This is a genomic window from Sphaerisporangium viridialbum, from assembly GCF_049674955.1.
Classification (GTDB): Bacteria; Actinomycetota; Actinomycetes; order Streptosporangiales; family Streptosporangiaceae; genus Sphaerisporangium; species Sphaerisporangium viridialbum.
The window spans coordinates 4732952-4755655 of the sequence record NZ_CP187232.1 but is presented as its reverse complement, the minus strand read 5'-3'; the positions used below and the strand labels follow the sequence as shown (position 1 = coordinate 4755655).

General features: G+C 73.6%; 17 protein-coding genes. 13 read left to right on the top strand and 4 right to left on the bottom strand.

Annotated elements, in window-relative coordinates:
- The first annotated feature begins 176 nt into the window (after positions 1–176).
- From ACOZ38_RS21420 to ACOZ38_RS21380, 9 genes are read left to right on the top strand one after another with little or no spacing between them, the layout of a single operon-like run.
- The gene (locus ACOZ38_RS21420; protein WP_424532972.1) at positions 177–1277 is read left to right on the top strand and encodes a LacI family DNA-binding transcriptional regulator; all 1101 of its coding nucleotides are present in this window, start codon (positions 177–179) and stop codon (positions 1275–1277) included.
- Positions 1274–2203: an ABC transporter permease gene (locus tag ACOZ38_RS21415; protein ID WP_424532971.1), complete on the top strand. Its 930-nt coding sequence runs from the start codon at positions 1274–1276 to the stop codon at positions 2201–2203. Before ACOZ38_RS21420 ends, ACOZ38_RS21415 begins: the two co-directional genes overlap by 4 nt.
- Positions 2200–3153: an ABC transporter permease gene (locus tag ACOZ38_RS21410; RefSeq protein ID WP_424532969.1), complete on the top strand. Its 954-nt coding sequence runs from the start codon at positions 2200–2202 to the stop codon at positions 3151–3153. Before ACOZ38_RS21415 ends, ACOZ38_RS21410 begins: the two co-directional genes overlap by 4 nt.
- A 3-nt stretch (positions 3154–3156) precedes the next feature.
- Positions 3157–4656, top strand: coding sequence for an ABC transporter substrate-binding protein (locus ACOZ38_RS21405; protein WP_424532967.1), 1500 nt, complete (start codon positions 3157–3159; stop codon positions 4654–4656).
- On the top strand, positions 4653–5672 hold the full coding sequence (locus ACOZ38_RS21400) for an ABC transporter ATP-binding protein (protein ID WP_424532966.1): 1020 nt from the start codon (positions 4653–4655) through the stop codon (positions 5670–5672). Before ACOZ38_RS21405 ends, ACOZ38_RS21400 begins: the two co-directional genes overlap by 4 nt.
- Positions 5669–6484, top strand: coding sequence for an ATP-binding cassette domain-containing protein (locus ACOZ38_RS21395; RefSeq protein ID WP_405148635.1), 816 nt, complete (start codon positions 5669–5671; stop codon positions 6482–6484). The genes ACOZ38_RS21400 and ACOZ38_RS21395 overlap by 4 nt, the downstream gene beginning before the upstream one ends.
- Positions 6484–8640: an amylo-alpha-1,6-glucosidase gene (locus ACOZ38_RS21390; RefSeq protein WP_424532964.1), complete on the top strand. Its 2157-nt coding sequence runs from the start codon at positions 6484–6486 to the stop codon at positions 8638–8640. The genes ACOZ38_RS21395 and ACOZ38_RS21390 overlap by 1 nt, the downstream gene beginning before the upstream one ends.
- 14 nt (positions 8641–8654) lie before the next feature.
- Positions 8655–10268 carry an FAD-dependent oxidoreductase gene (locus ACOZ38_RS21385; RefSeq protein ID WP_424532962.1) on the top strand — a complete coding sequence of 538 codons (1614 nt, stop codon included), beginning with the start codon at positions 8655–8657 and terminating at the stop codon, positions 10266–10268.
- 2 nt (positions 10269–10270) lie between these two features.
- Positions 10271–11185 (top strand): dihydrodipicolinate synthase family protein, encoded by a 915-nt coding sequence (locus tag ACOZ38_RS21380; RefSeq protein ID WP_424532960.1) that lies wholly within the window; start codon positions 10271–10273, stop codon positions 11183–11185.
- Between the two features lie 27 nt (positions 11186–11212).
- Here the strand turns inward: ACOZ38_RS21380 and ACOZ38_RS21375 are convergent, their stop codons facing one another.
- Complete coding sequence (locus ACOZ38_RS21375) at positions 11213–13765, bottom strand: LuxR C-terminal-related transcriptional regulator (protein WP_424532958.1); 2553 nt, start codon at positions 13763–13765, stop codon at positions 11213–11215.
- 118 nt (positions 13766–13883) lie between these two features.
- Between ACOZ38_RS21375 and ACOZ38_RS21370 the strand changes: the two genes are divergently transcribed.
- The gene (locus ACOZ38_RS21370; protein ID WP_424532957.1) at positions 13884–16667 is read left to right on the top strand and encodes a LuxR C-terminal-related transcriptional regulator; all 2784 of its coding nucleotides are present in this window, start codon (positions 13884–13886) and stop codon (positions 16665–16667) included.
- 9 nt (positions 16668–16676) lie between these two features.
- Here ACOZ38_RS21370 and ACOZ38_RS21365 read toward each other — a convergent pair whose 3' ends face one another.
- On the bottom strand, positions 16677–17987 hold the full coding sequence (locus tag ACOZ38_RS21365; RefSeq protein WP_424532955.1) for a discoidin domain-containing protein: 1311 nt from the start codon (positions 17985–17987) through the stop codon (positions 16677–16679).
- Positions 17988–18072: 85 nt separating this feature from the next.
- On the bottom strand, positions 18073–19275 hold the full coding sequence (locus tag ACOZ38_RS21360) for a heparin lyase I family protein (protein ID WP_424532954.1): 1203 nt from the start codon (positions 19273–19275) through the stop codon (positions 18073–18075).
- Positions 19276–19525: 250 nt separating this feature from the next.
- Here ACOZ38_RS21360 and ACOZ38_RS21355 point away from each other — a divergent pair, with 250 nt between their 5' ends.
- The 3 genes from ACOZ38_RS21355 to ACOZ38_RS21345 all read left to right on the top strand — a co-directional run bounded on the left by ACOZ38_RS21355 (position 19526) and on the right by ACOZ38_RS21345 (position 21981).
- On the top strand, positions 19526–19681 hold the full coding sequence (locus tag ACOZ38_RS21355) for a hypothetical protein (RefSeq protein WP_424532952.1): 156 nt from the start codon (positions 19526–19528) through the stop codon (positions 19679–19681).
- A gap of 234 nt (positions 19682–19915) precedes the next feature.
- Complete coding sequence (locus tag ACOZ38_RS21350; RefSeq protein WP_424532951.1) at positions 19916–20902, top strand: MvdC/MvdD family ATP grasp protein; 987 nt, start codon at positions 19916–19918, stop codon at positions 20900–20902.
- Between the two features lie 2 nt (positions 20903–20904).
- Complete coding sequence (locus ACOZ38_RS21345; RefSeq protein ID WP_424532949.1) at positions 20905–21981, top strand: TIGR04500 family putative peptide maturation system protein; 1077 nt, start codon at positions 20905–20907, stop codon at positions 21979–21981.
- 59 nt (positions 21982–22040) lie between these two features.
- Here the strand turns inward: ACOZ38_RS21345 and ACOZ38_RS21340 are convergent, their stop codons facing one another.
- Complete coding sequence (locus ACOZ38_RS21340; RefSeq protein ID WP_424532947.1) at positions 22041–22619, bottom strand: TetR/AcrR family transcriptional regulator; 579 nt, start codon at positions 22617–22619, stop codon at positions 22041–22043.
- Positions 22620–22704: the final 85 nt, after the last annotated feature.

The window sequence follows — 22704 nt, the reverse complement described above, 5'->3', positions numbered from 1 at the left end:
GAGCCGGGCCCCTTCTTCATGCCCGGCGCACGGGGTCGCGCGAAGGCTTCCGGTGTTACCGAAACGTTTCCGGCCGCTGTCTGGACGGCTTGTCGACCTGTGTCCTAACTTCGGTGATACGTATCACAAGTAATACGTATAGATGCTGATACGTATCACCGAAGGGAGGCGCGCCCATGAGCGAGCACCTACCGGGCAATCCGGCACCGGGGCGGCGCAGGCGGCCGCCGACGCAGGTCGACCTGGCGCGTCACGCGGGGGTTTCCCAGGCCACGGTCTCGCAGGTCATCAACGAGACGCCGGAGCGACCTGCCAGGCTGAGCCCCGAGACCCGGGCCAGGGTGCTCGACGCCGTGCGGGAGCTCGGCTACCGGGTCAACGCCGCCGCGCGCAGCCTCAAGGGCGCGCGGAACCAGCTGCTCGGGCTCTTCACGTTCGAGGCGGTCTTCCCGACCGACCAGCGCGACTTCTACTTCCCCTTCCTCCTCGGCGTCGAGGAGGAGGTGGCCGACCAGGGCTACGACCTGGTGCTCTTCAGCTCGGCGGGCGCTTCGGGACCTCGCAGGATCTACGTCGACGGCGTCAACCGGCTGAAGCTGGCCGACGGCGCCGTGCTGCTCGGGCGGCACGTGCGCAGGGCCGAGCTGGCCGAGCTCGTACGGGAGGACTACCCGTTCGTCTTCATCGGGCGCAGGGCGGTGCCCGGCGCGCAACTGTCGTACGTGGCCGCCGACTACGCCTCCGCCACCCGTGACCTGGTGTGCCGCCTCGCCGAGCTCGGCCACCGGCGCATCCTGTTCGTCCGGGAACGCGGTGGCGCCGAGCCCACGCGCGACCGCGAGCGCGGCTACCGGCAGGGCCTCAAGGCGTCTGGCCTGGGCGCGGACGCCGCCGTCGTCCACCGGCTGCCCGCGTCAGGCGCCGTCACCGAGGCCGATCTGCGGGCGTGGGCCGACAGCGGAGTGACGGCGATCGTCGCCGAGCCGAGCGAGGACGACTCCGTCGCCGCCGGCATAGAGGCCGCCGCGGCGGCGGCAGGGCTGTCGATTCCGGACGACCTGTCGGTCGCCCTGCTCGGCGACCCGTCCCTCGCCGGCAGGGCGCACGACTGGACCAGGTTCGCCATCCCCCGGCCGGAGATGGGGCGGCAGGCCGTACGCCTGCTGATCCAGCTCCTCGACGCCGACGACGGCGAGGCACGGCAGGTGCTGCTGGACTGCGTCCAGATCCCCGGCCAGACGGTCGCGGCTCCGCGACGCCCGGGAGGCCGGCGGTGAGCTCCCTCGTCACCCGCCGCCTGGCCGTCGGCGTCTTCGTGCTGTGGGGCGCGGTGACGCTGATGTTCACCCTGATCCGGCTGGCGCCCGGCGACCCCGCCTCGCTCCTGCTGGGGCCGGACGCGGGCGCGGACGAGGTCGCGGCGCTGCGGGAGCGCATGGGGCTCGACCAGGGCCTGGTGGCGCAGTACCTGTCGTACCTGGGCCGGCTCGCGCACCTGGACTTCGGGCAGTCGTACCGGTTCGGCATGCCCGCCATGGACGTCGTGCTGGACCGCGTCCCGGCGACCGCCGAGCTGACGGCGGCCGCCACCCTGATCGCCACGGTCTCCGGCCTCGCGCTCGGGATGCTCGCGGGCTACCGCCCGAACAGCCGTCTCGACCGGCTGGTCTCCGCCATCACGATCCTGCTGCAGGGCATGCCGACCTTCTGGGCCGGCATCATGCTGGTGCTGCTGTTCACCGCGACGCTCGGCCTGCTGCCCAGCTCGGGGGTCGGGTCGCCGCAGCACCTGATCCTGCCCTCGGTCACCCTCGCGCTGCCGTTCACCGCCATCGTCGCGCGCATCACCCGTACGAGCGTCGCCGACGCGATGCAGGAGCCGTACATCCAGACGGCCCGGTCGAAGGGGCTGACCAGCGCGCAGGCCCTCACCGGGCACGCGCTGCGCAACTCGCTGGTCCCTGTGGTCACCATCGTCGGCCTGCAGATGGGCGCGCTGCTCGGCGGCGCGGTCATCGTCGAGAACGTCTTCGCGTGGCCCGGCCTCGGCTCGCTGGTGGTCGAGTCGGTGAGCACCCGTGACTACGCCGTCGTCCAGGCGGCCGCGCTGCTCGTCGCGGGCATCGTCGTCGTGCTCAACCTGCTGGCCGACCTGTCGTACGCCCTGCTGGACCCGCGCATCCGCACCGGAGCGAGATCATGACGAGCGCCCTCGCCAAGCCGTCACCCGGCCTGCCCGCGACCCCGGCCCGCACGGCGAGGCCCAGGCGCGGCGGGTGGGCGCGCTGGATCCCCGCCGTGATCGTCGGTCTCTACGCCGCCGTCGCGCTGGCCGGTCCGCTGCTGGTCAGCTACGACCCGGTGGCCACGTCCCTGGCCGACCGGCTCCTCGGGCCCGGCTCGGTGACCGGCCACGGCACGACCGCCTGGCTCGGCACCGATCCGCTCGGCCGCGACGTGCTCGGCCAGGTGATCCACGGGGCCCGGACCTCGGTGCTCATCGGCGCCCTGACCGTGGCGCTGTCCGCCGTCGTCGGGGTCGCCGTCGGGGTCGTCGCCGGCTACACGGGCGGCCTCGTCGACGCGCTGCTCAGCCGGTCGGTGGACGTGCTGCTGGCGTTCCCCGGCATCGTGCTGGCCATCGTCGTCGCCGGCCTGTTCAGCCGGAGCGTCTTGGTCGTCGTGGTGGCGCTCGCCCTCACCGGGTGGATCTCGTTCGCCCGGCTGTCGCGCGGCTCGGCCCTGGCCCTGCGCGACCGCGAGTGGGTGGCGGCGGCCCGGGTCATGGGACTGCCGCGGCGCACGATCATGACCCGCCACGTCCTTCCCTTCGTCGTCGGGCCGGTGGTCGCCCTGACCACCATCGAGTTCGGCCTCGTCGTGCTCGCCGAGGCCGGGCTGAGCTTCCTCGGCATCGGCCTTCCGCCCTCGTCGGTCTCGTGGGGCCAGACGATCGCGACCGGCAAGGAGTACCTGTCCACCGCCTGGTGGATCTCGCTGTTCCCCGGGCTCGCGCTGGCGCTCCTGGTCGTGAGCGTCGGCCTGCTGGGCGACCAGTTCAACGCCTTCTTCCGGACCGGCGCCCGCCGTGGCGCCCCCAGCTTCACCCTCACCACCGCGAGCGACAGCGCTCACGGCCCCCGTAAGGAGTAACCGATGGCAGTGCGCCGACGCGCGCAGGCGACCCTCGCAGTGGTCGTCGCGTTGAGCCTTTCCGCCGCATGTTCCACCACGTCCACCCCCGAGGCCGGAGCCGGTGGCGGCACGCTGACCGTCGCGAGCCCGTACCCCACCGAGGCGCTCGACCCGCACGGCGCCGCGGGCGCCGCCACCGGCACGCAGATCGCCGGCCAGGCCATCTACAGCCGGCTGGTGCGGGCGTCCACCAGCGGTGAGCTCGCCGGCGACCTCGCGACGAAGTGGCAGCCCAACGCCGACGCCACGGAGTGGACCTTCACGCTGCGTGGCGGCGCGGCGTTCTCCGACGGGTCCGCGCTGGACTCCGAGGACGTCGTCGCGTCCTTCAACCGGATGATCGACCTCAAGGGGCCCAACGCGGGCAACTTCCCCGGGGTGAGCGTCAAGGCGAGCGGGCCGGACACCGTCGTGTTCACGGTGGCCGCTCCCGAGCCCGCGCTGCCCGGCAAGCTCACGCTCTTCTTCATCACCCCCTCCGGCGTCGCCGACACCTCGTTCGCCAAGCCCGTCGGCTCGGGGCCGTTCGTGGTCGACCGGTTCACGCCTGGTCAGGTCGTCGAGCTCGTCCCGAACACGCGGTACTACGGCAGCGTCCCGAAGGTGGGCCGGCTGGTGCTCCGGGTCATCCCGGAGATCTCCGCGCGGATGACCGCCCTGCGCACCGGCGAGATCCAGGCCACCTGGGGCATCCCGGACGACCAGCTCGGCCAGCTCTCGGGCGACGGGAACGTCACCGTGAAGACGGTCCCCGCCACGTCGGTGTACACCATGTGGTTCAACTCGTCGCGGCCCGCGCTGGAACGGCCCGAGGTGCGCCGCGCGCTGTGGCAGGCGGTCGACTTCGAGGCCATCATCAAGGCGCTGTACCCGCAGACCGGTGAGCCGTCCAAGTCCGTCGTCGCCCCCTCCGTGCTCGGCTACGCGCCGCAGGACCCGGTGCGGTACGACCCGGACGCCGCTCGCGCGGCGCTGAAGGCCGCCGGGTTCGACTTCGCGAAGCCGCTCAAGCTGCAGTTCAGCGGCGCGGAGTTCCGCCAGTTCACCCAGGCGGTCGCCGCCGACCTGGCGAAGATCGGCGTCAAGGCGGAGCCGGCCGAGAAGGAGAGCGCCGTCTTCCTCAAGGACCTGCTCGCCATGAACTGGGACATCAACTTCCAGTCGCTGTCGACGCCGACGTTCGACGCGGCGACCAACCTCGGGCGGCTGTACACCTGCGCGGCCAAGCGCAACGGCTACTGCAATCCCGAGCTCGACCGCGTACTCGGCGGGGCGGGCTCGACCAGCGACGTCGGCGAGCGCAAGGCCCTGTACGCCAAGGCGGCGCAGATCATCTGGTCCGACGCGGTCGGCATGTACCCGATGTCGCTGAAGATCGCCTACGCCTGGCGGTCGAACGTGCACGGCCTTGAGCCCAGCCCCAGCTACCTGCCGGACTTCTCCACCGTGACGCTTTCATGAGCTCGCCCGCGAGCGTGCCCCTGATGCCCGGGGCGGCGCCGGCCGAGCCGGTGGACCTGCTGCGGGTGGAGCGCCTCAGCGTGTTCCTCCCGGCTGGGGGGAACGCGGCTCCGATCCTCCACGACGTGACCTTCACCGTCCGGTCCGGCCGTACCACCGGCCTCATCGGCGAGTCGGGCAGCGGCAAGACGATGCTCGCGATGGCGGTCATCGGCCTGCTGCCGCCGAGGGCGGCCACGACCGGGAGCATCCACCTGCGACAGGAGGACCTGCTCGCCGCCGGCGACCGCCGGCGCAGGCAGGTGCGCGGCCGCGAGATCTCCATGATCTTCCAGGACCCGCTGTCCGCGCTCAACCCGAGCCAGCGCATCGGCCGCCAGGTCGGTGAGTTCCTGCGGCGTAACGGCGCGTCCCGCCGCCGGGCGGCGAGGGCGGCGGTCGAGCTGCTGAGCCTCGCGGGCATCCCGGACGCGGGCAGGCGGGCACGCGACTACCCGCACCAGTTCTCGGGCGGCATGCGGCAGCGGGCGATGATCGCGCTGGCGCTGGCCGGCGAGCCGTCGCTGGTGCTCGCGGACGAGCCGACCACCGCGCTGGACGTCACCGTGCAGGCCCGCATCCTGCGGCTGCTGCGCACCCTGCAGGACGAGCGCCACATGTCCATGCTGCTGGTCAGCCATGACCTGCGGGTCATGTCCCATGTGTCGCACGACCTGGTGGTGCTCTACGCCGGCCGGGTCTGTGAGCGCGGCCCCACGCGCGAGCTCCTGCGCGCGCCACGGCATCCGTACACCAAGGCGCTGGCCGCCAGCGTGCCGGCGGTGCGGGCCACGAGCCCGCTCGTCGCCCCGCTGCCCGGCGCGCCCGCCAGTCCGCTGGCCCGGCCCGGCGGGTGCGCCTTCCACCCGCGCTGCCCGATGGCGCGCGAGCGCTGCGCGACCGAGGTGCCGGCCGTGCGGGAGGTCGCGCCGGGCCGCTGGAGCGCCTGCCACTTCGCCGAGGAGGTCGCGGCGTGACACCCCTGTGGGCGTCCTCTGACCCCTTGCTGGAGGTGCGGGGCCTGCGGGCCGCCTTCGGGCGGGCGCGGCGGCCCTGGCGTCCGAACGGCACCAGGGTCGAGGCGGTGGCGGGCGTCGACCTGCGAATAGGCAGGAACGAGACGCTGGCGCTGGTCGGCGAGTCCGGCTCGGGGAAGACGACGGTGGCCCGGTGCGTCGTCGGCCTCACCCGGCCGAGCGCCGGTGGGCTCACCTTCGACGGCCGGCGGCTGGAGGCCCGCCGGCCGCCCGCGCTGCGCCGTTCGATCCAGATGGTGTTCCAGGACCCCAGGTCGTCGCTGAACCCCCGGCTGACCGTGGGGCGGATCGTCGCCGAGGGCTGGGAGGCGCACCCCTCGGCGGCGCCGGACGGAGACCGCGCCGCCGCGGTCCGCACCCTGCTCGACCAGGTCGGCCTGGACGCCACCGTCATCGGCCGGCGCCCCGCCGAGCTGTCGGGCGGGCAGTGCCAGCGGGTCAGCATCGCCAGGGCGCTGGCGCTGAGGCCGAGGCTGCTGGTCTGCGACGAGGCGGTGTCGGCGCTGGACGTCTCGGTGCAGGCGCAGATCCTGCGGCTGCTCGTGGACCTGCGGGAACGCCACGACCTGTCCATCCTGTTCATCACCCACGACCTCGGCGTCGTGCGGCAGATCGCCCACCGGGTGGCGGTCATGCGGCGCGGAGAGCTGGTCGAGACCGGGGACACCGAAACGCTGTTCGCCGAACCCCGGCACCCGTACACCAGGGAGCTGCTCGACGCGGCTCTCGACATCGAAGGAGCGGAGGGCTGATGGCCGCCACCATTCCCGAGCCGAGGGGGTGGAACACCTGGGACGTCGAGCACCACACCGCCTGGGTGCACCTGCCCACCGGCCTGCGCGCCCGGTTCGCGCTCCGCTCCCCGCGGGGAGAGGTCTTCGACGGGTTCACCTGGCGCCGCGGCCTGGTCCGGCTCGGCCACCACACGCCGGACGGCGGGTACTGCGCCGTCACCGTCCACGCCCACGGCACCGAGCTGCGTCTCCAGGCGCGCGGCGGCGACGACGAGCTGGACGTCCTCGCGGACCGGGGCCCGGGCGCGGCGGAACTCGTCCTCCTCCTCGACGAGGCCCCGGGGTTCGGCGGCGCCGCCGTCGCCGTCCGCGAGGAGCCGGGCAAGGGCATCGTCGTGGAGCACGGCGGCGGCGTCTGGCTGCTGGAGTGCTCTTCCGCGCCCGGCGTGCTCCCCGAGGGGCTGGTGTTCCGCGGCGACGCCGCCGAGATCCGCCTGAGCAGGACGGGCGCCGCCGGGAGCGTACGCGCCCGGGTCGGCAGGGCGATGGAGGAGGCCGACGCCGCCCGCCTGCGCACCTCCGGCTGGCTGGGGGACGCCGGCGACGCCATGACCCGGGCGCTGACCTGGAACACCATCTTCGCCCCCGACCTCGGCAGGGTGCTCACACCGACCTCGCGGGACTTCGTCTGCCGCGCGAGGGAGGGGTTCTACGGCCGGTGGGCGCTGCACACGTGGGACACGTTCTTCACCGGGCTCGTCGCCGCGTGGGCCGATCCCGCCTACGCCGAGGGGATCTTCGCGCAGATCCTGGACCAGGCGGGCGCGGACGGCATGCTGCCGAACCGCGTCAGCGACGACCTCGGGCGCACCGACGACCGTTCCCAGCCCCCGGTGGGCGCCTACACCGTGCTGAAGGCCTACCTCGGCAGCGGCCTGTCCGGCGAGTCCCGCCGCCGCGAACTGCTCCAGCGGGCGTACCCGGTGCTGCGTGACTGGCACGCCTGGTGGGCGTCCGCCCGGCGCGGCCCGCACGGGCTGCTGGCCTGGGGGTCCGACCCGGTCGAAGGCGACCCGGGGTCGGCCACGATCGACCGGGCGCGCAGGGAGTCCGGGCTGGACGACTCTCCGATGTACGACGACGCGGTGCTCGACGAGGCCACGCACACCATGAACCTGGCCGACGCCGGGCTCAACGCCCTGTACGTCGCCGACGCGGAGGCGCTGGCCCGGATCGCGGGACTCCTCGGCCACGCGGAGGCGGCCGAGACGCTCGCACGGGACGGCGACCGCCTCGCGGAGCGCACCCGCGACCTGCTCTGGGACACCGAGCGCGGCCGGTACGGCAACCGGTGGGCGGACGGCCGCTTCTCCGGGCACACCTCGCCGACGCTGCTGTACCCGCTGCTGGCGGGCCTGCCCGACCCGGAGCGGGCCGAGGCGCTGGTGAACGACCTGCTGTCGCCCGGCACGCTCGGCGGCGACCCGCCGCTGCCCAGCACCGCCCGCGACGACCCCGGGTTCAGCACCCGCTACTGGCGAGGCCGGGTGTGGGCGCCCATGGCGTTCCTAGCCGTCGAGGGGCTGCGCCGGTACGGGCTCGACGGGCACAGCGGGCCGATCGTCGACGCACTGCTCCGGCTGTTCCTCCGCGAGTGGACCGAGCACAGCCACGTCCGGGAGAACTACCCGATCGTGCCGGGGGAGGACGTGCGGGCGCTCGAGGCCCGTTCCGACGGGCTGATGGGCTGGGGAGGCCTGCTCGGCTACCTGGCCGTCCAGGAGCTCGCCGACCCCCGGCCGGAGGGGTGGCGGTTCGCCCACCCCCGCAGGCGCGCGTCGGTCGAAGGCCTCGCGCTGTCGGAGGGCCGCCTCGCCGTACGGGCCGGGGACCGGCTCGCCGTCGAGCTCGACAGCCGCCCGCTGCTCGACCTGCCCGCCGGTGCCGAGGTGACGGGGTACGAGCGCGCCTCCCGCCGCGTGCGGGGGGTGGTCACGCTCCCCGAGCCGGGCGACTTCCTCGCCGGGGTCCCGTCGGACGCCGCTCCGGGCGCGGTGGTCGAGGTACGGGTGGGCGACGCCGCATGGCGGGCGGAGGCCGACGCCCGGGGACTGGTGCGCCTCGGCGTGCCGAGCCCGGAGGCCACCGCGTTCAGTCTGAGTATTCGATCATGAGGAGTGATGGACGAGTGGCCGGCCAAACGGCTGTGTGGAGTGACGTCCTGGTAGTGGGCGGCGGGCTGGGCGGCGTCGCCGCGGCGCTGGCGGCGCTGCGGCGCGGGCGGCGCGTACTGCTCTCGGAGGAGACCGACTGGCTCGGCGGGCAGCTCACCAGCCAGGGAGTGCCGCCGGACGAGCACCCCTGGATCGAGCAGTTCGGCGCCACCCGGTCCTACCGGGCGCTACGCGAGTCCATCAGGGACCACTACCGCGCCTGGTACCCGCTCACCCCGGACGCCCGCGCGCTGCCCGACCTCAACCCGGGCCTCGGCAGGGTGAGCAGGCTCTGCCACGAGCCGAGGGTCGCGGCGGCCGTGCTGGAGGCGATGGTGGGCCGCCACCTCGCCGCGGGCCGGCTGCGGATCCTCTACCGGCACCGCCCCGTCGCCGCGGAGGTGGACGGCGACCGGATCAGCGGCGTGTCCCTCGAAGGACCGGACGGCGAGGTGGTCCACGCCACCGCCCCGTACATCCTGGACGCGACCGAACTGGGCGACCTGCTGCCGCTCGCGAACGTCGAGCACGTGACCGGCTTCGAGTCCAGGTCCGACACCGGCGAGCCGAGCGCTCCTGTGGTCGCGCAGCCGGACAACATGCAGGCGTTCTCCTGGACTTTCGCGATCGAGCACCGCGAGGGGGAGGACCACACCATCGACCGGCCGGACCAGTACGGCTTCTGGCGGGACTACCGGCCGCCGTTCTGGCCGGACCGCCTGCTCAGCCTGGTCGCCCCGGACCCCCGGACTCTGGTGCCGATCGGCCGGACCTTCGTGCCCCACGCGCCCACCGGGCCGGTGACCGCCGACCAGAGCCTCGACGCGGGCGACCGCGATCTGTGGGTCTTCCGGCGCATCCTGGCCAAGGAGCTGTTCGAGCCCGGCGCCCTGGACAGCGACGTCGTCACCGTCAACTGGCCGATGATCGACTACCTCCCCGGCCCGCTGATCGGGGTGTCCGGCGCGGAGCGGGACAAGCACCTCGACGGGGCGCGGCAGCTCTCGCTGAGCATGCTCTACTGGCTGCAGACCGAGGCCCCGAGGCCCGACGGCGGCACGGGATGGCCGGGCCTGCGCCTGCGCCCCGACGTCATGGGCACCTCCGACGGGCTGGCCAAGGCGCCGTACATCCGCGAGTCGCGGCGGATCCGCGCCCGGCGCACCGTCGTCGAGCAGGACCTGTCCCTGGCGGTCCGAGGCGAGCACGGCGCGGTGTCCTACGCGGACTCGGTCGGCGTCGGCATGTACCGCATCGACCTGCATCCCTCCACGGGAGGCGACAACTACATCGACGTCGGAAGCTGCCCGTTCCAGATCCCGCTCGGGGCGCTGCTGCCGGTGCGCGTGCGCAACCTGCTCGCCGCCGGGAAGAACATCGGCACCACGCACATCACCAACGGCTGCTACCGGCTGCACCCGGTCGAGTGGAACGCCGGGGAGGTCGCCGGAGCCCTGGCGGCGCACTGCCTGGAACACCGGCTGGAACCCGGCCAGGTGTACGAGGACACCGCGGCCCTCGAACGGTTCCGGGCCGAGCTGGTCAGGGACGGCGTCGAGCTGTCCTGGCCCCAGGTAAGGGGGTACTAGCCATGACCGGACCGCTGGACGGCGTCGTGGTGCCGCTGGTGACGCCGATGTCCCGGCCGGGCGTGCCCTCCGCCCCGGAAGCGGCCCCGCTGCTGGACGCGCTCGCGGCCACGGGCGTGCGCCGGCTGATGCTGCTGGGCAGCAACGGCGAGGGCCCGCTGGTGCGCGCCGGCCTGACCGGGGACTTCGTCGCCGAGACTGCCGCGCTCTGGCGTGCCCGGGTGCCCGGGGGAGTGATCCTGGTCAACGTCACGGCCCCCGGCACCGACGAGGCGCTGTACCGCGCGAAGCTGGCCGCCGAGGCGTCACCCGACGCGCTCGTCCTCAGCCCGCCCATCTACTTCCGGCACTCCGAGAGCGAGGTCCTGTCGCACTACCGGGCCGTGGCCGGGCTCGGCCTGCCGGTGGTGGCCTACAACGCGCCCCGCTACGCCACCCCGCTCACACCGGCCTGCGTGGACGCGCTCATCGAGATGCCGGGCGTGGCCGGCGTCAAGGACTCCTCCGGCGACGGGCCGCTGCTGGCGTACGTCATCGAGGCCGCGCGGCGCAGGCCGGACTTCGCGGTCAGCCAGGGGTACGAGCAGGGCCTCGCCGACGCGCTGCGCGCGGGCGCGAGGGGCATCGTGCCGGGCATCGCGAACCTCGCGCCGAGGCTGGCCCTGGACCTGGTGGCTGCCCACGACTCGGGGGACCGGGCCGAGACCGGCCGCCTGCAGTCGCTGGTCACCGAGCTCACCGGCCTGCACTCGGTACGGCCCGGCGTGCCCTCGGTCAAGGCGCTCCTCGCCTCATGGGGGTTGTGCCCGCCGCACGCGGCCCCGCCTCTGGCCCCCTGCACCCCGGACGAGCTTCGCCGGCTGACCGCCGTCGTCAGGCCGCTCGGCCGCTACCTGCTCGGCGGCGAACACGGATGACACCCCCGCCCGACCCGGCGCCTGTGCTCACCCCGGGGTGCGGTCGCTCAGCTTCAGGTCGAGCGCGGAGGCCAGGTGCCGGCGGCTGCGGATGCCGAGCTTCTCGTAGGCCCTCCCCAGGAGGTTGGCCACGGTGCGCACGGATACGCCGAGATCCGCCGCGATCGCCGGGTTGCTCAGGCCCGAGGCCGCCAGCTCGCAGACCTCACGCTCCCGGCTGGTCAGCCGGGGAAAGGCGCGCGGCACCGCGTCCAGCCACGGACTGTGGAACCCGTCGCAAAGCTCGGCGAGGTCCGCGAGCCGCCGGTCCGCGGGCTGCTCAGGGAGCCGTGCCTTCGCGGCGAGGGACGCTTCGAGAGCCAGGCCGAGGTAGCCGAGGGCGGTGAACTCGGCGGCGACCGCGCGCAGCGATCCGGCGTCCCGCCTGGCCAGCGCGCCGGCGTGGCGGGCGAAGAGCTCGAACAGGGGGCTGTCGCATCGGCCCGCGACCGCGCGGAGCCGCTCGGCGGCCTGGGAGGTGGGGCGGAGCCGGGCGTGGAAGTAGGCGCACTCGACGGCGGTGGTCAGCCGCGCCTCGGACAGGTACTGATCCGCGAGCCGATCGGCGAGGTCGGCCGCGTAGGCCAGCCTGCCGGAGTACGCGAGCAGGCGGATCCGGCTGAACTCGACCCGGTCACGCACGCCCAGGTCATCCGGGATCCGCTCGCGGAGCCGGTCGAGCTCCTGGTACGCCTCGTCCAGGTGCCCGAGGGTGGCCACGCAGACGGCGTACTCGCAGCCGATGAACACCCGGACCGGAAACGGCGTGTGGTCGTCCACCAGCGCCCGCGCCTCGCGGAGCGGGGCGAGGGCGCGTCTCGGCTGACCGGCCCACATCGCGCACAGGCCCCGCTGGTGGCTCAGGAGGACGGCCTCGGTGGGCTCCCCGCGCCGCACGGCCTCCTCGTAGTAGCGCTCGGCGAGCGGGACCGCCTCGCGGAGCCTGCCCGCCAGCACGAGCGCGTACACGTGGCAGGCGGCGGCGGACCCGCGCATGGCGGGCCACCGCAGGGGCAGCGGCGTCTCGCCGTCGAACGCGCTGGCCGCCCGCGCGGGACTGCCGCCGAAGGTGAGGTGGTACGCCCGCAGCGCCACGGCCGCCTCGGCCACTAGCGGGTCGAGCCGGCGATCGCGGGGCGGGGCGAGGGGCGAAATGTCGAGCGAGCGCCGGGTGCCTCGCCTGGTGAAGATCGCGAGCGACAGGTCCGCCACGTCGAGGTCCTCGCCGGCCCCCGACTGTGACTCCCTTGCCCGGCTCAGCTCGGCCCGCGCGTCGGCCGCCCTGTTCAGCCCCCAGAACAGGCTGAGCGACCGCAGGGCGCTGGTCTCGCCGCCGGGGCAGTGCTCGGCGAGCAGGCGCTCGCCTTCCTCCGGCCGCCCCCGCGCGATCAGCGACTGCCCGCGCAGGGCCGCGCCGCGCGGGCCGGGAATGTGGTCGGAGAGGTCCCCGGCCAGCGTGACGTCCCCGGCGTCCAGGGCGGCCTCACCCGCCGCGACGGTCGCGTGGACAGGTACGGGCAGGTCGGCCCGGAGGCGCCACAGCACGAGCCGCGGGTCGTGAGGCCCGGGAACGCCGGCCTGCCCGGCGGCCGTCACCAGGTCCCGGTACGCCTGGCGGCGGCGGAGGGTGCCGAGCCCGGTCAGCAGGGCCTGCCCGTAGAAGGGGTGCGCCATCGTGACCTGGCGGACGCGCCCGGCCGCGGGGGCGATGACGGCGCGGTCCAGCAGCCGGGTCGTGACCTCCCGGCCGACCAGGAAGTCCAGGACCTCCAGGGGGAGGGATCCGCTGAGCGCGACGTATTCCAGCGCCCTGGACTGGTCCTCCTCGAACGTCCCGAGGTCGGCGGTGGCCAGCTCGCGCACGCGAGGATGGCCGAGTTCCCGCCCGCGCCACGACCAGACCTCGCGATCACGCGCGAGGCGGCCCGTTTCGAGGCCGATCTCGACGGCGCGCCGGAGCAGCCTCGGATTGCCCCGGGTGAGCCGCCACAGCATGTGCGCGGTGAGCCCGTCGACCTGCCCGCCGAGCACGCGGGTGAGCAGGTCGGAGAGGGCGTCCCGGGAGAGCCTGCCGAGGGGGAGTACGGCCGGCCGCCCGCCCCCGCCCACGTCGGGGATCGTGCCCTGCCGTGCGGTGAGCACCAGCTTGAGGCGCATGGTCTCGGAGAGGCCCGAGATGGCCGCGGCCGATGACGCGTCGAGATGGTCGGCGTCGTCGATCCCGATGACGACCTGGCGTCCCTGGGCGGCGGCGTCCGCGAGTCGTCCGGCGGCGGGCTCGCGGACGTCACCGTGGACGTGCAGGCTGGCGAGGCCCATGCCGGGGATGCCCGTGGTCGCCTCGGTGGCGGCCCCGCGCAGGACGAGCGCCCCTGTGCCGGCGAGCCGGGTCAGGACGAGGTCCGCGAGCCGGGTCTTGCCCACCCCGGCCTCGCCGACGAGAAGCACCCCCGGCCCCGAGGCGAGCGCCAGCACACGGTGGATCTCCCGCACGATCTCGTCGCGGCCCACGGCCGGCCATTCCCCGATATGTGTCGGCATGGTCGGTGCTCGCCTCCCGGCCTTCGCTTCGGCGCTCCCACCGGCGTCCCCCGGCCGATGGGGGATCTCGGTTCGGCTCTCGTTGCTTTCCCATATTCGATGGAGGAGATTGACGCGGATGGGTTTCCTGCCCGGCGAGGAGGGTCACATGCGGCTGTGCGGCGACGTGCGGGACGAGAGGCCCTCTGGAGGCGGCACGCCCCCGCCGCGTCTCCTCTGGCCCTTCGTCGGAAGGACGGCCGAGACCCGGGCCGTGGTGAAGCAGCTCGGAGCGCACGGCGTGCCCGGTGTGCTGCTGGTGGGGCAGGCGGGGATCGGCAAGTCACGGCTGCTGGACTCGATCGTGGCCCGCTGTCGCGACGAGGGGATGCACGTCGTCGTGGTGGCGGGAGCCGAGGCGTCGAGCGGCCTGCCGTTCGCGGCGGTGACCGCGCTGCTGCCCGACGGCGAACACCACGGCATGGCCAACATCTTCGGCGCGGCCAGGAGCGCGCTGCTCGAGGCGGCCGGTGACCGGGCGTGCGTGCTGGCCATCGACGACGCGCACCATCTCGACGAGGCGTCCATCGTGCTGGCGCAGCACCTGGCGGCCACCGCGGGCGTGCGGATCGTCGCCGCGGCCAGGACCGGCGCCATGCGGACGCCCGCCGTCCTCGGCCTGCTCCGACGGCCGTACGTCCAGACCTTCGCGGTGCAGGCGCTGAGCCGGGAGGCCGTCACCGCGCTGCTGGGCGAGGCGCTGGAGGGACCGGTCGACGGGCTGACCGTCGACAAGCTGTGGCGCGCCACCCAGGGCAACCCGCTCTTCCTGCGGCACCTGCTGGAGGCGTGCCTCGCCTCGGGTGGCCTGCGCAGGGTCAGCGCGGTGTGGCGATGGGAGGGCCGGATGCCGGCGCACCGGGGGCTGCGCGACCTGGTGGCGGCGTTGCTCGACGGGCTCACCGCCGAGGAGGCGCACGCCCTGGCGTGCGTGGCCCACGCCGAGCCCGTGCCGCTGGAGGTGGTGGAGACGCTCGTCGGCACGCCCGTGCTGGAGGAGCTCGAACGGCGCTCCCTCATCGCCGTCGAACGGGTCCGCCGCGACCTGGTCGTACGGGTCGGGCATCCGCTGTACGGCGAGGTCGTGAGGGCGGAGACCGGCGAGGGCCGCCGCAGGGACATCTACCGCTCGCTCGCCCGCGCGGTGACGCGGGGGCGGCCGGCGCCGGACGACGCGGAGTCGCGCGCGGTGACCTCGCAGCCGGGGGCGGCGGGTGACGCGGGGTTGCGGGCGGTGACCTGGCGGCTCGCGGCGGGCGACCCGGTGCCCGACGAGGAGGTGCTCGGCGCCGCCCGCGACGCGCTGGCCCGCCGCGACGCGCCCCTGTCCGAACGGCTGGCCCGCCGTGCGCGTCCGGAGGCAGGCGCCGACGCACTGGCACGGGCGCTGGTCGCCCAGGACAAGGCGGCCGAGGCCGAGGATCTGCTCGCCGGGCGGATGGCCGAGGGAGAGGGCGTGGACGCGCCGGGCGAGCGGGCGCGCGTCGCCGCCCTGAGGGCGCTCAACCTCTTCTGGAACCTGCGACGCCCCGCCGAGGCGCAGGCGGTCGTACGGCGTGCCCGCACCTTCGGGCCCCTGGAGGGGGCGGCCGCGGCCGAGCTGCGGGTCGCGGAGCTGGCGCTGGACACCTTCGGCGCCGACGGGAACGAGCGCGCCCCGACCGGCCTGCGGGAGCTGTCCTCGCTGGTGGGGGACCCCGTGATCGCGAGCGTGTGCGAGCCGCTCCGCGCCTACCTGGACCTCTACCTCGGCCGCCCGGCACGGGTGGCCGACGACTACGCGAACGGCCGGCTGGGCGTCCCGTCCGTCTGGGGCGCGATGGAGGCGGCCACGACGGCCTGCCGCGTCCAGGCGCTCGTCCTCGCCGGGCGGCTCGGCGAGGCCTTCGCCGCCGCCGGGTCGGGCTACCGGACGGCCGTTGAGCACGCCGCCTCGGCCGAGGTCACCTTGCTGGCCTTCGAGCTGGGCATCTGCGAGACGTGGGCCGGGCGTCCCGCCCGCGCCCTGCCGCACTTCCAGGAGGCTCGCGCGCTGCTGGAGGATCACATCCCCTTTCCGATCCAGGTCTACGTGTTCGCCGAATACGCCGCCTGCCTGGCTTCCCTCGGCCGCGCGCAGGAAGGCCGCCGGGTGCTCGGCGAGATCACGCGCCGCCTGCCGGCGGAGTCGAGCCTGCATGATCACCTCCACCTGGCGAGAATCCGCATCAGGGCCCACACCGGCGCCTGGCGGGCCTCGGCCTCGGATGCGGCTCTGCTGGCCCACCGGTACGAGTCGGCGGGGTGGCTCACCAAGGCCTCGGAGACCCTGTACTACTCCGCGCGGCTGCGGCCCTCCTCCCGCGTCGCGCAGGCGCTTCACGACGTCGCCGAGCGCGGCGACAGCGAGCTGTTCCGGCTGTTCGCCCGGCACGCCCGTGCCGCCTCCAGGGCCGACGTCGAAGGGCTGGAGGCGGCGTCCGGCGCGCTGGAGCATCGCGGGTACAACAGCCTGGCGGCCGAGGCCGCGTCCACCGCCGCGGGCGTCGCCGAGGCGCGGGGCGACGCCCGCCGCGCGGCCCGGCTGCGGACACGGAGCCGCCGGCTCGTAGAGCTGTGCGAGGGGTACCGCCCGCCCTGGGACAGCGCGGCGCCGGCGGCGGTGCTCAGCGGTCGCGAGCGGGAGGCGTGCGAGCTGGCCGCCGCCGGCCTGGCGAACGACGCCATCGCCGCCCGGCTCGGCCTGTCCCGGCGGACCGTGGCCAACCACCTGCACCGGGCCTACGGCAAGCTGGGCATCCGGGGCAGGGACGAGCTGCCGGACGCACTTGGGCTGCCCCGGATGGTCACGCCGGTCGGACCGGTCTGGGGACGGCCCGTCTGACGTCCCCGATCACGTCGGACCGAGTACGGCGGCCTCGGTGATGCTGGCCCAGTCGTTCTCGGGGTTCTGCCAGAAGGAGATCTTGACGTAGCGGGCGTCGTGGGGGCCGTTGGTGAACAGCCTGGTCTCGGGTGCGGCGGTGGTTCCGGAGCTCCGGCCTTCCCAGGTCTTGGTGTAGGTGGTCCCGTCTGATGAGACGTACACGGTGTAGTCGTTCCAGCGGACCTCGCCCCGGTGCCAGGCCACCTTGGTTCCGCACAGGCGGCGGAGCGATCCGAGGTCGAGGATCAGTGAGGCGCCGAACCCCTGTCCCGACCATCGGGTGGCCAGGTTCCCGTCGACCGCGTTCGCCGGCGGGTTGACCGGCTCGTAGGTGGTGGCCGACACCCCGGCAGGGCTGAGCATGGTGCCGCAGGAGCCCCCACTCGGGTCGATCTCGCGGACGCTCAGCCTGGCGACGTCGACGTCCGTGGCCGCGTCCCACCGGAACGCCGCCTTGGGGCCGCCCCAGGTGATCGTCTCGGAGTTCCCGCCGCCGCAGCGGTTGGCGGTGTCAATGGGCCAGGTGCCCGTGTCGTCCCGGGTGGAGACCCTGGTCCAGCGGCCGTCGCCGCCGCGGTCAAGGTAGGCCTCCATGCGCACCCCGCCGGGAATGTTGTACATGACCACCTTGAAGCCGGTCATCCTGCCCTTGAGGGAGGCGCCGCCGTTCTGGTACGGATCCTGCGCGTAACCCGCGCCCCCGTCGTGGTACAGCTCCTTCTCGAACCTCACCGCCCCGTCGCGGTAGCGCAGGTTGCCCTTGTAAGCCGTCCCCCAGCACGCCTGCGGAGGCCCGCCCGTACCCGTGTGCCGGCCGCCACGCGCGTACCAGGTGAAGGCGTCGCCGTCGTCGCCGGAGAGGTAGCGGACGTAGCCGGTGATCTCGACGTCCCGCCAGTCGTTGGCGTCGTGCATGTAGCCGCGTGAGCGCAGGGCGGGCTGGGACCACACGAGGGCGTTCTCCTGCGTGCCCTCGTCGTAGGTCGTCGTGGACACGCCGATCCGGGTCTTGACGTCGCGGACCTTGAAGGTGCCGTCCGGGTTCGGCTTCAGGGCGGTCCCGTCGAGGCGGGGATCGCGGGACGGGCCGGGGGACAGGTGCCAGGTCTGCCCGCCCGCCTTGCTGGGATAGATCATGGCCACGCCGTCGACCGGATCCGTCCCGGCGGTGGGGGCGGCGGCCCGCGCCGCCGTCGCCGGGCCGTACGTCACGCAGGTGAGCAGGGAGGAGCACAACGGGACCAGGGCCATCAGGGAGAGAACGCGAGAGCTTCGCATAAGGAGTCGCCTTTTCAGCGCGGGGGAACCTCGTGTGCGGCCGGGCGGGGAGACGGAGCCCCCGCGCCCGGCCGGGTATCGCCGCTCAGGAGCCGAGTACGGCGGCCTCGGTGATGCTGGCCCAGTCGTTCTCGGGGTTCTGCCAGAAGGAGATCTTGACGTAGCGGGCGTCGTGGGGGCCGTTGGTGAACAGCCTGGTCTCGGGTGCGGCGGTGGTTCCGGAGCTCCGGCCTTCCCAGGTCTTGGTGTAGGTGGTCCCGTCTGATGAGACGTACACGGTGTAGTCGTTCCAGCGGGCCTCGCCCCGGTGCCAGGCCACCTTGGTTCCGCACAGGCGGCGGAGCGATCCGAGGTCGAGGATCAGTGAGGCGCCGAACCCCTGTCCCGACCATCGGGTGGCCAGGTTCCCGTCGACCGCGTTCGCCGGCGGGTTGACCGGCTCGTAAGTGGACGCGGAGGCGCCCGCCACGGGCACGGTGGCTCCGCAGTTCGAGCCGGGAGCGACGTCGGCGAGGCCCGCGCGCTCGTCGCCCAGCCGCAGTGAGTCGTAGAACATGACCCGCTGGGAGATGGTGGACTTCGGCTTCGAGGCCGCCCAGTCCCACTTGTAGATGCCGAACTTGAAGTACGGCGAGCGCGGCCCGCCGGCGAACGTGGCCCCGGTGCGGCTCAGGACCGCCGCGCCGTTGCGCCACACCTCCAGCACCCCGCTGGTGTCGGTGCGCCACTTCACGTGGAAGGCCCAGTCCGTCCACGTGCCCGTGCTGTAGGCGCCCAGGTCGATGATGGTTCCCCGGAAGTCGATCTTCCAGTGGCCGTCCTGGGTGAGCAGGGCCAGGGGCGGCGAGCCGCCACCGCAGGCACGGTCGTCGCACTGGTGCCACTGGCTGACGATCTCGGCGGCGACGTCGCTGACCCAGCTCGACGGCAGGTTGACGCTGAAGCCGTACCAGCGGTCCGCGTTGAGCGGCTGCGAGTCGAGCTGCGTGATCTCGGCACGCTTGCTGCTGGAGGTGATGGGGTCGGTCCTGTCGAGCTGGAACCGCGCCGCGTACGAGCCGTCCCGCACCGGGCTCCCCACCACGCCGACGCCGTGGGCGATGCCGATGTGCGTGCGGAACCCGCTGGGCGGGGTGCCGGGAACGGTGCGGTCGGCCGGGTTCTCCCAGTCGAGCGTCCTGAAGACGCCCGCCGGGTCGGCGCTCGCCGGTCGCGCGGGCAATGTGGAGGCGGTGAGGCAGGCCGCGAACGCCGCGACCGTCACTGCCATGGCTCTCTTCCAGGTCACTGGTGTCGTTCCTTCCCTGTGGTGTGTCCGGGCCAGTGCGAGGCACGCTCGGGCCCGGGTCAGGTCTCCATCACCTCGAAGCGTCGTGGAGCCCACGGGAAGCGTCATGAGTAAGCGATGCTCAACCGGGCGACGGGCGAGCTGATCCGCGGCACAAGCAAGATCTTTGTGAGCTCCCAGCCGATTGCAAGTCGGCCCGGACATGCTGTGGCCGTGAGAGCCGCCCGGCTCTTCAGAAAGGGGGACCCAGATGGGCAGTAAGCAGCGCACCGAGCTGCGTGACATCTCCGATGCCGGTGCCGAACTGGACGAAAGCCAGCTCCAGGGCGTGAACGGCGGGATGCAACCCGAAAGCGCGTTCACCGGGACCGGGTGGAACTCCACCCGCGACGACATGGTGTGCTGAGGAAAGTAACCAATCATAACCGCACGAACGAGGCTCACCGACATCGCGCGGTGGGCGCGGAGCTGAACGCAGAGCAGCTGAGCGGCGGATTCGGCGCGATGTGGCCGGAGTACAACACCGGCAGCTACGGCGGGAACATGTGCTCCTGGGACGACATCGCCCTGTAGGGCACTGAGGGCGGGGGCCGCACCGGGGTGCGGTCCCCGCCCCTTCGAACACCATGAAAGGGGCGAGGTGTCCCACCCGCACGTACTGATTCTCACCGGTGACGACGACCCGCACGCCGACCGCGTCGGCGACCTGCTCACCGAGCGCGGCGCACGCGTCACCGTCTTCAACCCCGGCGACTTCCCCGTCTCCGCGCGGGTCGACCTGACGTACGCGGCGGGCGGTCCCATCCGGCGTACGCTGCGCACCGGGAAGCGGGACATCGACCTGGACGCGGTCACCGCCCTGTGGTGGCGTCGCCCGACGCGGCCCGCGCCGCACCCCGAGATCCTCGATCCGGCCGTCGCCGCGCACGTTGCCAGGGAATGCGAAAGCCTGGTCACCGACCTGTGGGAGAGCCTGCCCTGCCCCCACCTGCCGGCCCGTGAGTCGGTCTTCCGGCGGGCCGGGCACAAGGCCTCCCAGCTCGCCCACGCGGCCGAGCTCGGGTTCCCCATCCCGGAGACGGTGATCACCACGGACGCGGAGTCGTTCCTCGACTTCCACGACCGGCATGACGGGCTCGTCATCACCAAGCCGCTCTACGTCCCCTGGATCGAAGACGTCGCGGGCGAGGTCACACTGAACCGGTTCTGCGAGCCGGTGTCGGCCAGGGACCTGGCCCACGCCCAGGGGCTGCGGTTCTGCCCGGTCATCGTTCAGGAACGGGTCCCCAAGCGTGTCGAGCTGCGCGTCACCATCGTCGGGCGCCGGATCTTCGCCGCGGAGATCCACTCCCAGGTGTCCAACCGTTCCAGCCTCGACTGGCGGCGCTACGACACCAAGGTCACCCCGTACCGCCCGCACCACCTGTCCGGCGAGGTCGCGGCGCGCTGCCTGGCCCTGATGGACCGGCTCGGCCTGAGGTACGGGGCGATCGACCTGATCCTCACGCCGGACGGCCGCCACGTCTTCCTGGAGATCAACCCGAACGCCCAATGGCTGTGGGTCCAGAACCTCACGGGCCTGCCGATCAGCGAGGCCATCCGTGACTTCCTGCTCGAAGGAGCCTGACCGTGTCTCTCCCGTCCGACCGCCTGCTGCCCGACGTCCTCGCGTACCTGCGCCGGATCGCCGACCTCGAACCCGCCCAGGCCAGGGAGCTGCTGGCCGAGCTCCGCGAGCGCCACGGCGTCCCGATGCGCCTGGTGTGGCAGCGGGACTTCCCCGGCGGCAGCCGCCACTACGACGTGCTGATCACGGCCGAGGACGGCACCGTGTCCGTGGCCTTCGCCCCCGACCGTGCCCTGCCCTGGCCGCTGCGCGGCAGCCGTCACGCCGGTGAGCAGGTGGTCCTCCGCCTCAACGGCATGGACATCACGATGGAGCACGCCATGGCCGTGCTGGACGTGCTGTGGACCGACGCCCGCATGGCGACACGCCTGGTCGACGCCGGCCTCGTGGAACAGGAGCTGGCCCGCGACCCGATCGAGCTGCCGTCCGCCGAGCTGCAGGAGGCCCTTGAGGCCTTCCGCCGGGCGCGCGGCCTGCTCACCGTCCAGGCCACCCGGGAGTGGATGGCGGAGCGCGGGCTCGACCACGCCCACCTTGAGGAGATCGTCGCCGGCGAGGCCGCGATCGCCCGCCTGCGCCGCCGCGTCGTCGGCGACACCGCACCGGAGGTGTTCGCGGCGGATCCGGGTGGATACGACCGGCTCTGCGTGGTGCGACTGCGCTACCCGCGCCCGGAGGCCGCCCGCGCGGCGGCCGTACGGCTCGGTGAGGCCGGCCCGTGCCAGGCGTCCGGCCTGCTCGGCCCGGCCTCGGCCGAGGTGCTCGACCACGGCGCGGACGGGCGGATGGCACGAGCGTTCCGGCGTGATCTCGGCCCCTCCGCGGCCACCGCCGTCGCGGGAGACGTACTCTGCCCGCAGGAGCAGGGTGCCGAGGTGACCTGCGTTCTCGAGGTACGGACCGCCGTGCTCGACGACGCCACCCGGCGCGGCATCGAGGAGTCGGTCTTCGACCACTGGCTGGCCGGCAGGCGCCGGGAGGCGGAGCTGGAGTGGCTGTGGGGCACCGCGCCGCGTACCGGCTCCGTCACCAAGGCGCTGCGCGAGCCGATCCCCGGACCCCGGCCGGCCGGGGTGTGACCCCCGGGCGTCGCAGAGTCCGTCGCGACCGTCCACAGCCGCTCGGCGATCCGAGCCGGTCAGTCGCGGTCGAGCAGCGCCATGGCCATCCGCTGCACAGAACGGGTGAAGTGGCGGGGGTCCCCTGATGGGGTCAGGTGGCGGATCAGGCCGCCGTCGAAGAGCGCGAGCAGGCCGTGGGCCAGGAAGCCGGCGTCGAGATCGGGGCGCTCCGCGGCGAGCAGGGCGCTGAGATGCCGGTGCCAGAACCTGTAGCTGGGGTCGCCGTACTTGTCGTCGGCGCAGGCCTGCCCGTGCGCGGACAGCAGCACGGCGTTGCGCTCGGCGATCAGCCCGAGCTCGTCGAGGAAGGCCAGCAACCGCTCGCGGGCGGGCGCGCCGGGGCCGAGCGGCGGTGGACCGTTCGTGACCGCTTCGCGCAGGTCGCCGGACCGCTCCTCCAGCAGGGCCCGCAGCAACCCGGCGCGGCTGCCGAAGCGGCGGAACACGGTGCCCTTCCCGACCTCGGCGAGGGCGGCGACGCGGTCGAGTGACACATGGTCGCCACCGCCCTCGGCCAGAAGCCGCTCGGTCGCGCGCAGAACCGCGCGGCGGTTGCGCGCCGCGTCGGCGCGTTCGGCGCGCTGTTCGGCCATCATGAGCGCCCTTCCCTTGCAAACGGTCTGCCGGTCCGGTTATGTTACCGTGCACCAACCGGACCGCTGGTCCGAATCTGCCTCGTCC

What these genes read in the sequence shown, in the direction of transcription:
- ACOZ38_RS21400 (WP_424532966.1), top strand. Translation starts at nt 4,653, where the DNA reads ATGAGCTCGCCCGCGAGCGTGCCCCTGATGCCCGGGGCGGCGCCGGCC.
- ACOZ38_RS21370 (WP_424532957.1), top strand. Translation starts at nt 13,884, where the DNA reads ATGGGTTTCCTGCCCGGCGAGGAGGGTCACATGCGGCTGTGCGGCGAC.
- ACOZ38_RS21380 (WP_424532960.1), top strand. Translation starts at nt 10,271, where the DNA reads ATGACCGGACCGCTGGACGGCGTCGTGGTGCCGCTGGTGACGCCGATG.
- ACOZ38_RS21375 (WP_424532958.1), bottom strand. Translation starts at nt 13,765, where the DNA reads ATGCCGACACATATCGGGGAATGGCCGGCCGTGGGCCGCGACGAGATC.
- ACOZ38_RS21390 (WP_424532964.1), top strand. Translation starts at nt 6,484, where the DNA reads ATGGCCGCCACCATTCCCGAGCCGAGGGGGTGGAACACCTGGGACGTC.
- ACOZ38_RS21410 (WP_424532969.1), top strand. Translation starts at nt 2,200, where the DNA reads ATGACGAGCGCCCTCGCCAAGCCGTCACCCGGCCTGCCCGCGACCCCG.
- ACOZ38_RS21355 (WP_424532952.1), top strand. Translation starts at nt 19,526, where the DNA reads ATGGGCAGTAAGCAGCGCACCGAGCTGCGTGACATCTCCGATGCCGGT.
- ACOZ38_RS21365 (WP_424532955.1), bottom strand. Translation starts at nt 17,987, where the DNA reads ATGCGAAGCTCTCGCGTTCTCTCCCTGATGGCCCTGGTCCCGTTGTGC.
- ACOZ38_RS21405 (WP_424532967.1), top strand. Translation starts at nt 3,157, where the DNA reads ATGGCAGTGCGCCGACGCGCGCAGGCGACCCTCGCAGTGGTCGTCGCG.
- ACOZ38_RS21420 (WP_424532972.1), top strand. Translation starts at nt 177, where the DNA reads ATGAGCGAGCACCTACCGGGCAATCCGGCACCGGGGCGGCGCAGGCGG.
- ACOZ38_RS21340 (WP_424532947.1), bottom strand. Translation starts at nt 22,619, where the DNA reads ATGATGGCCGAACAGCGCGCCGAACGCGCCGACGCGGCGCGCAACCGC.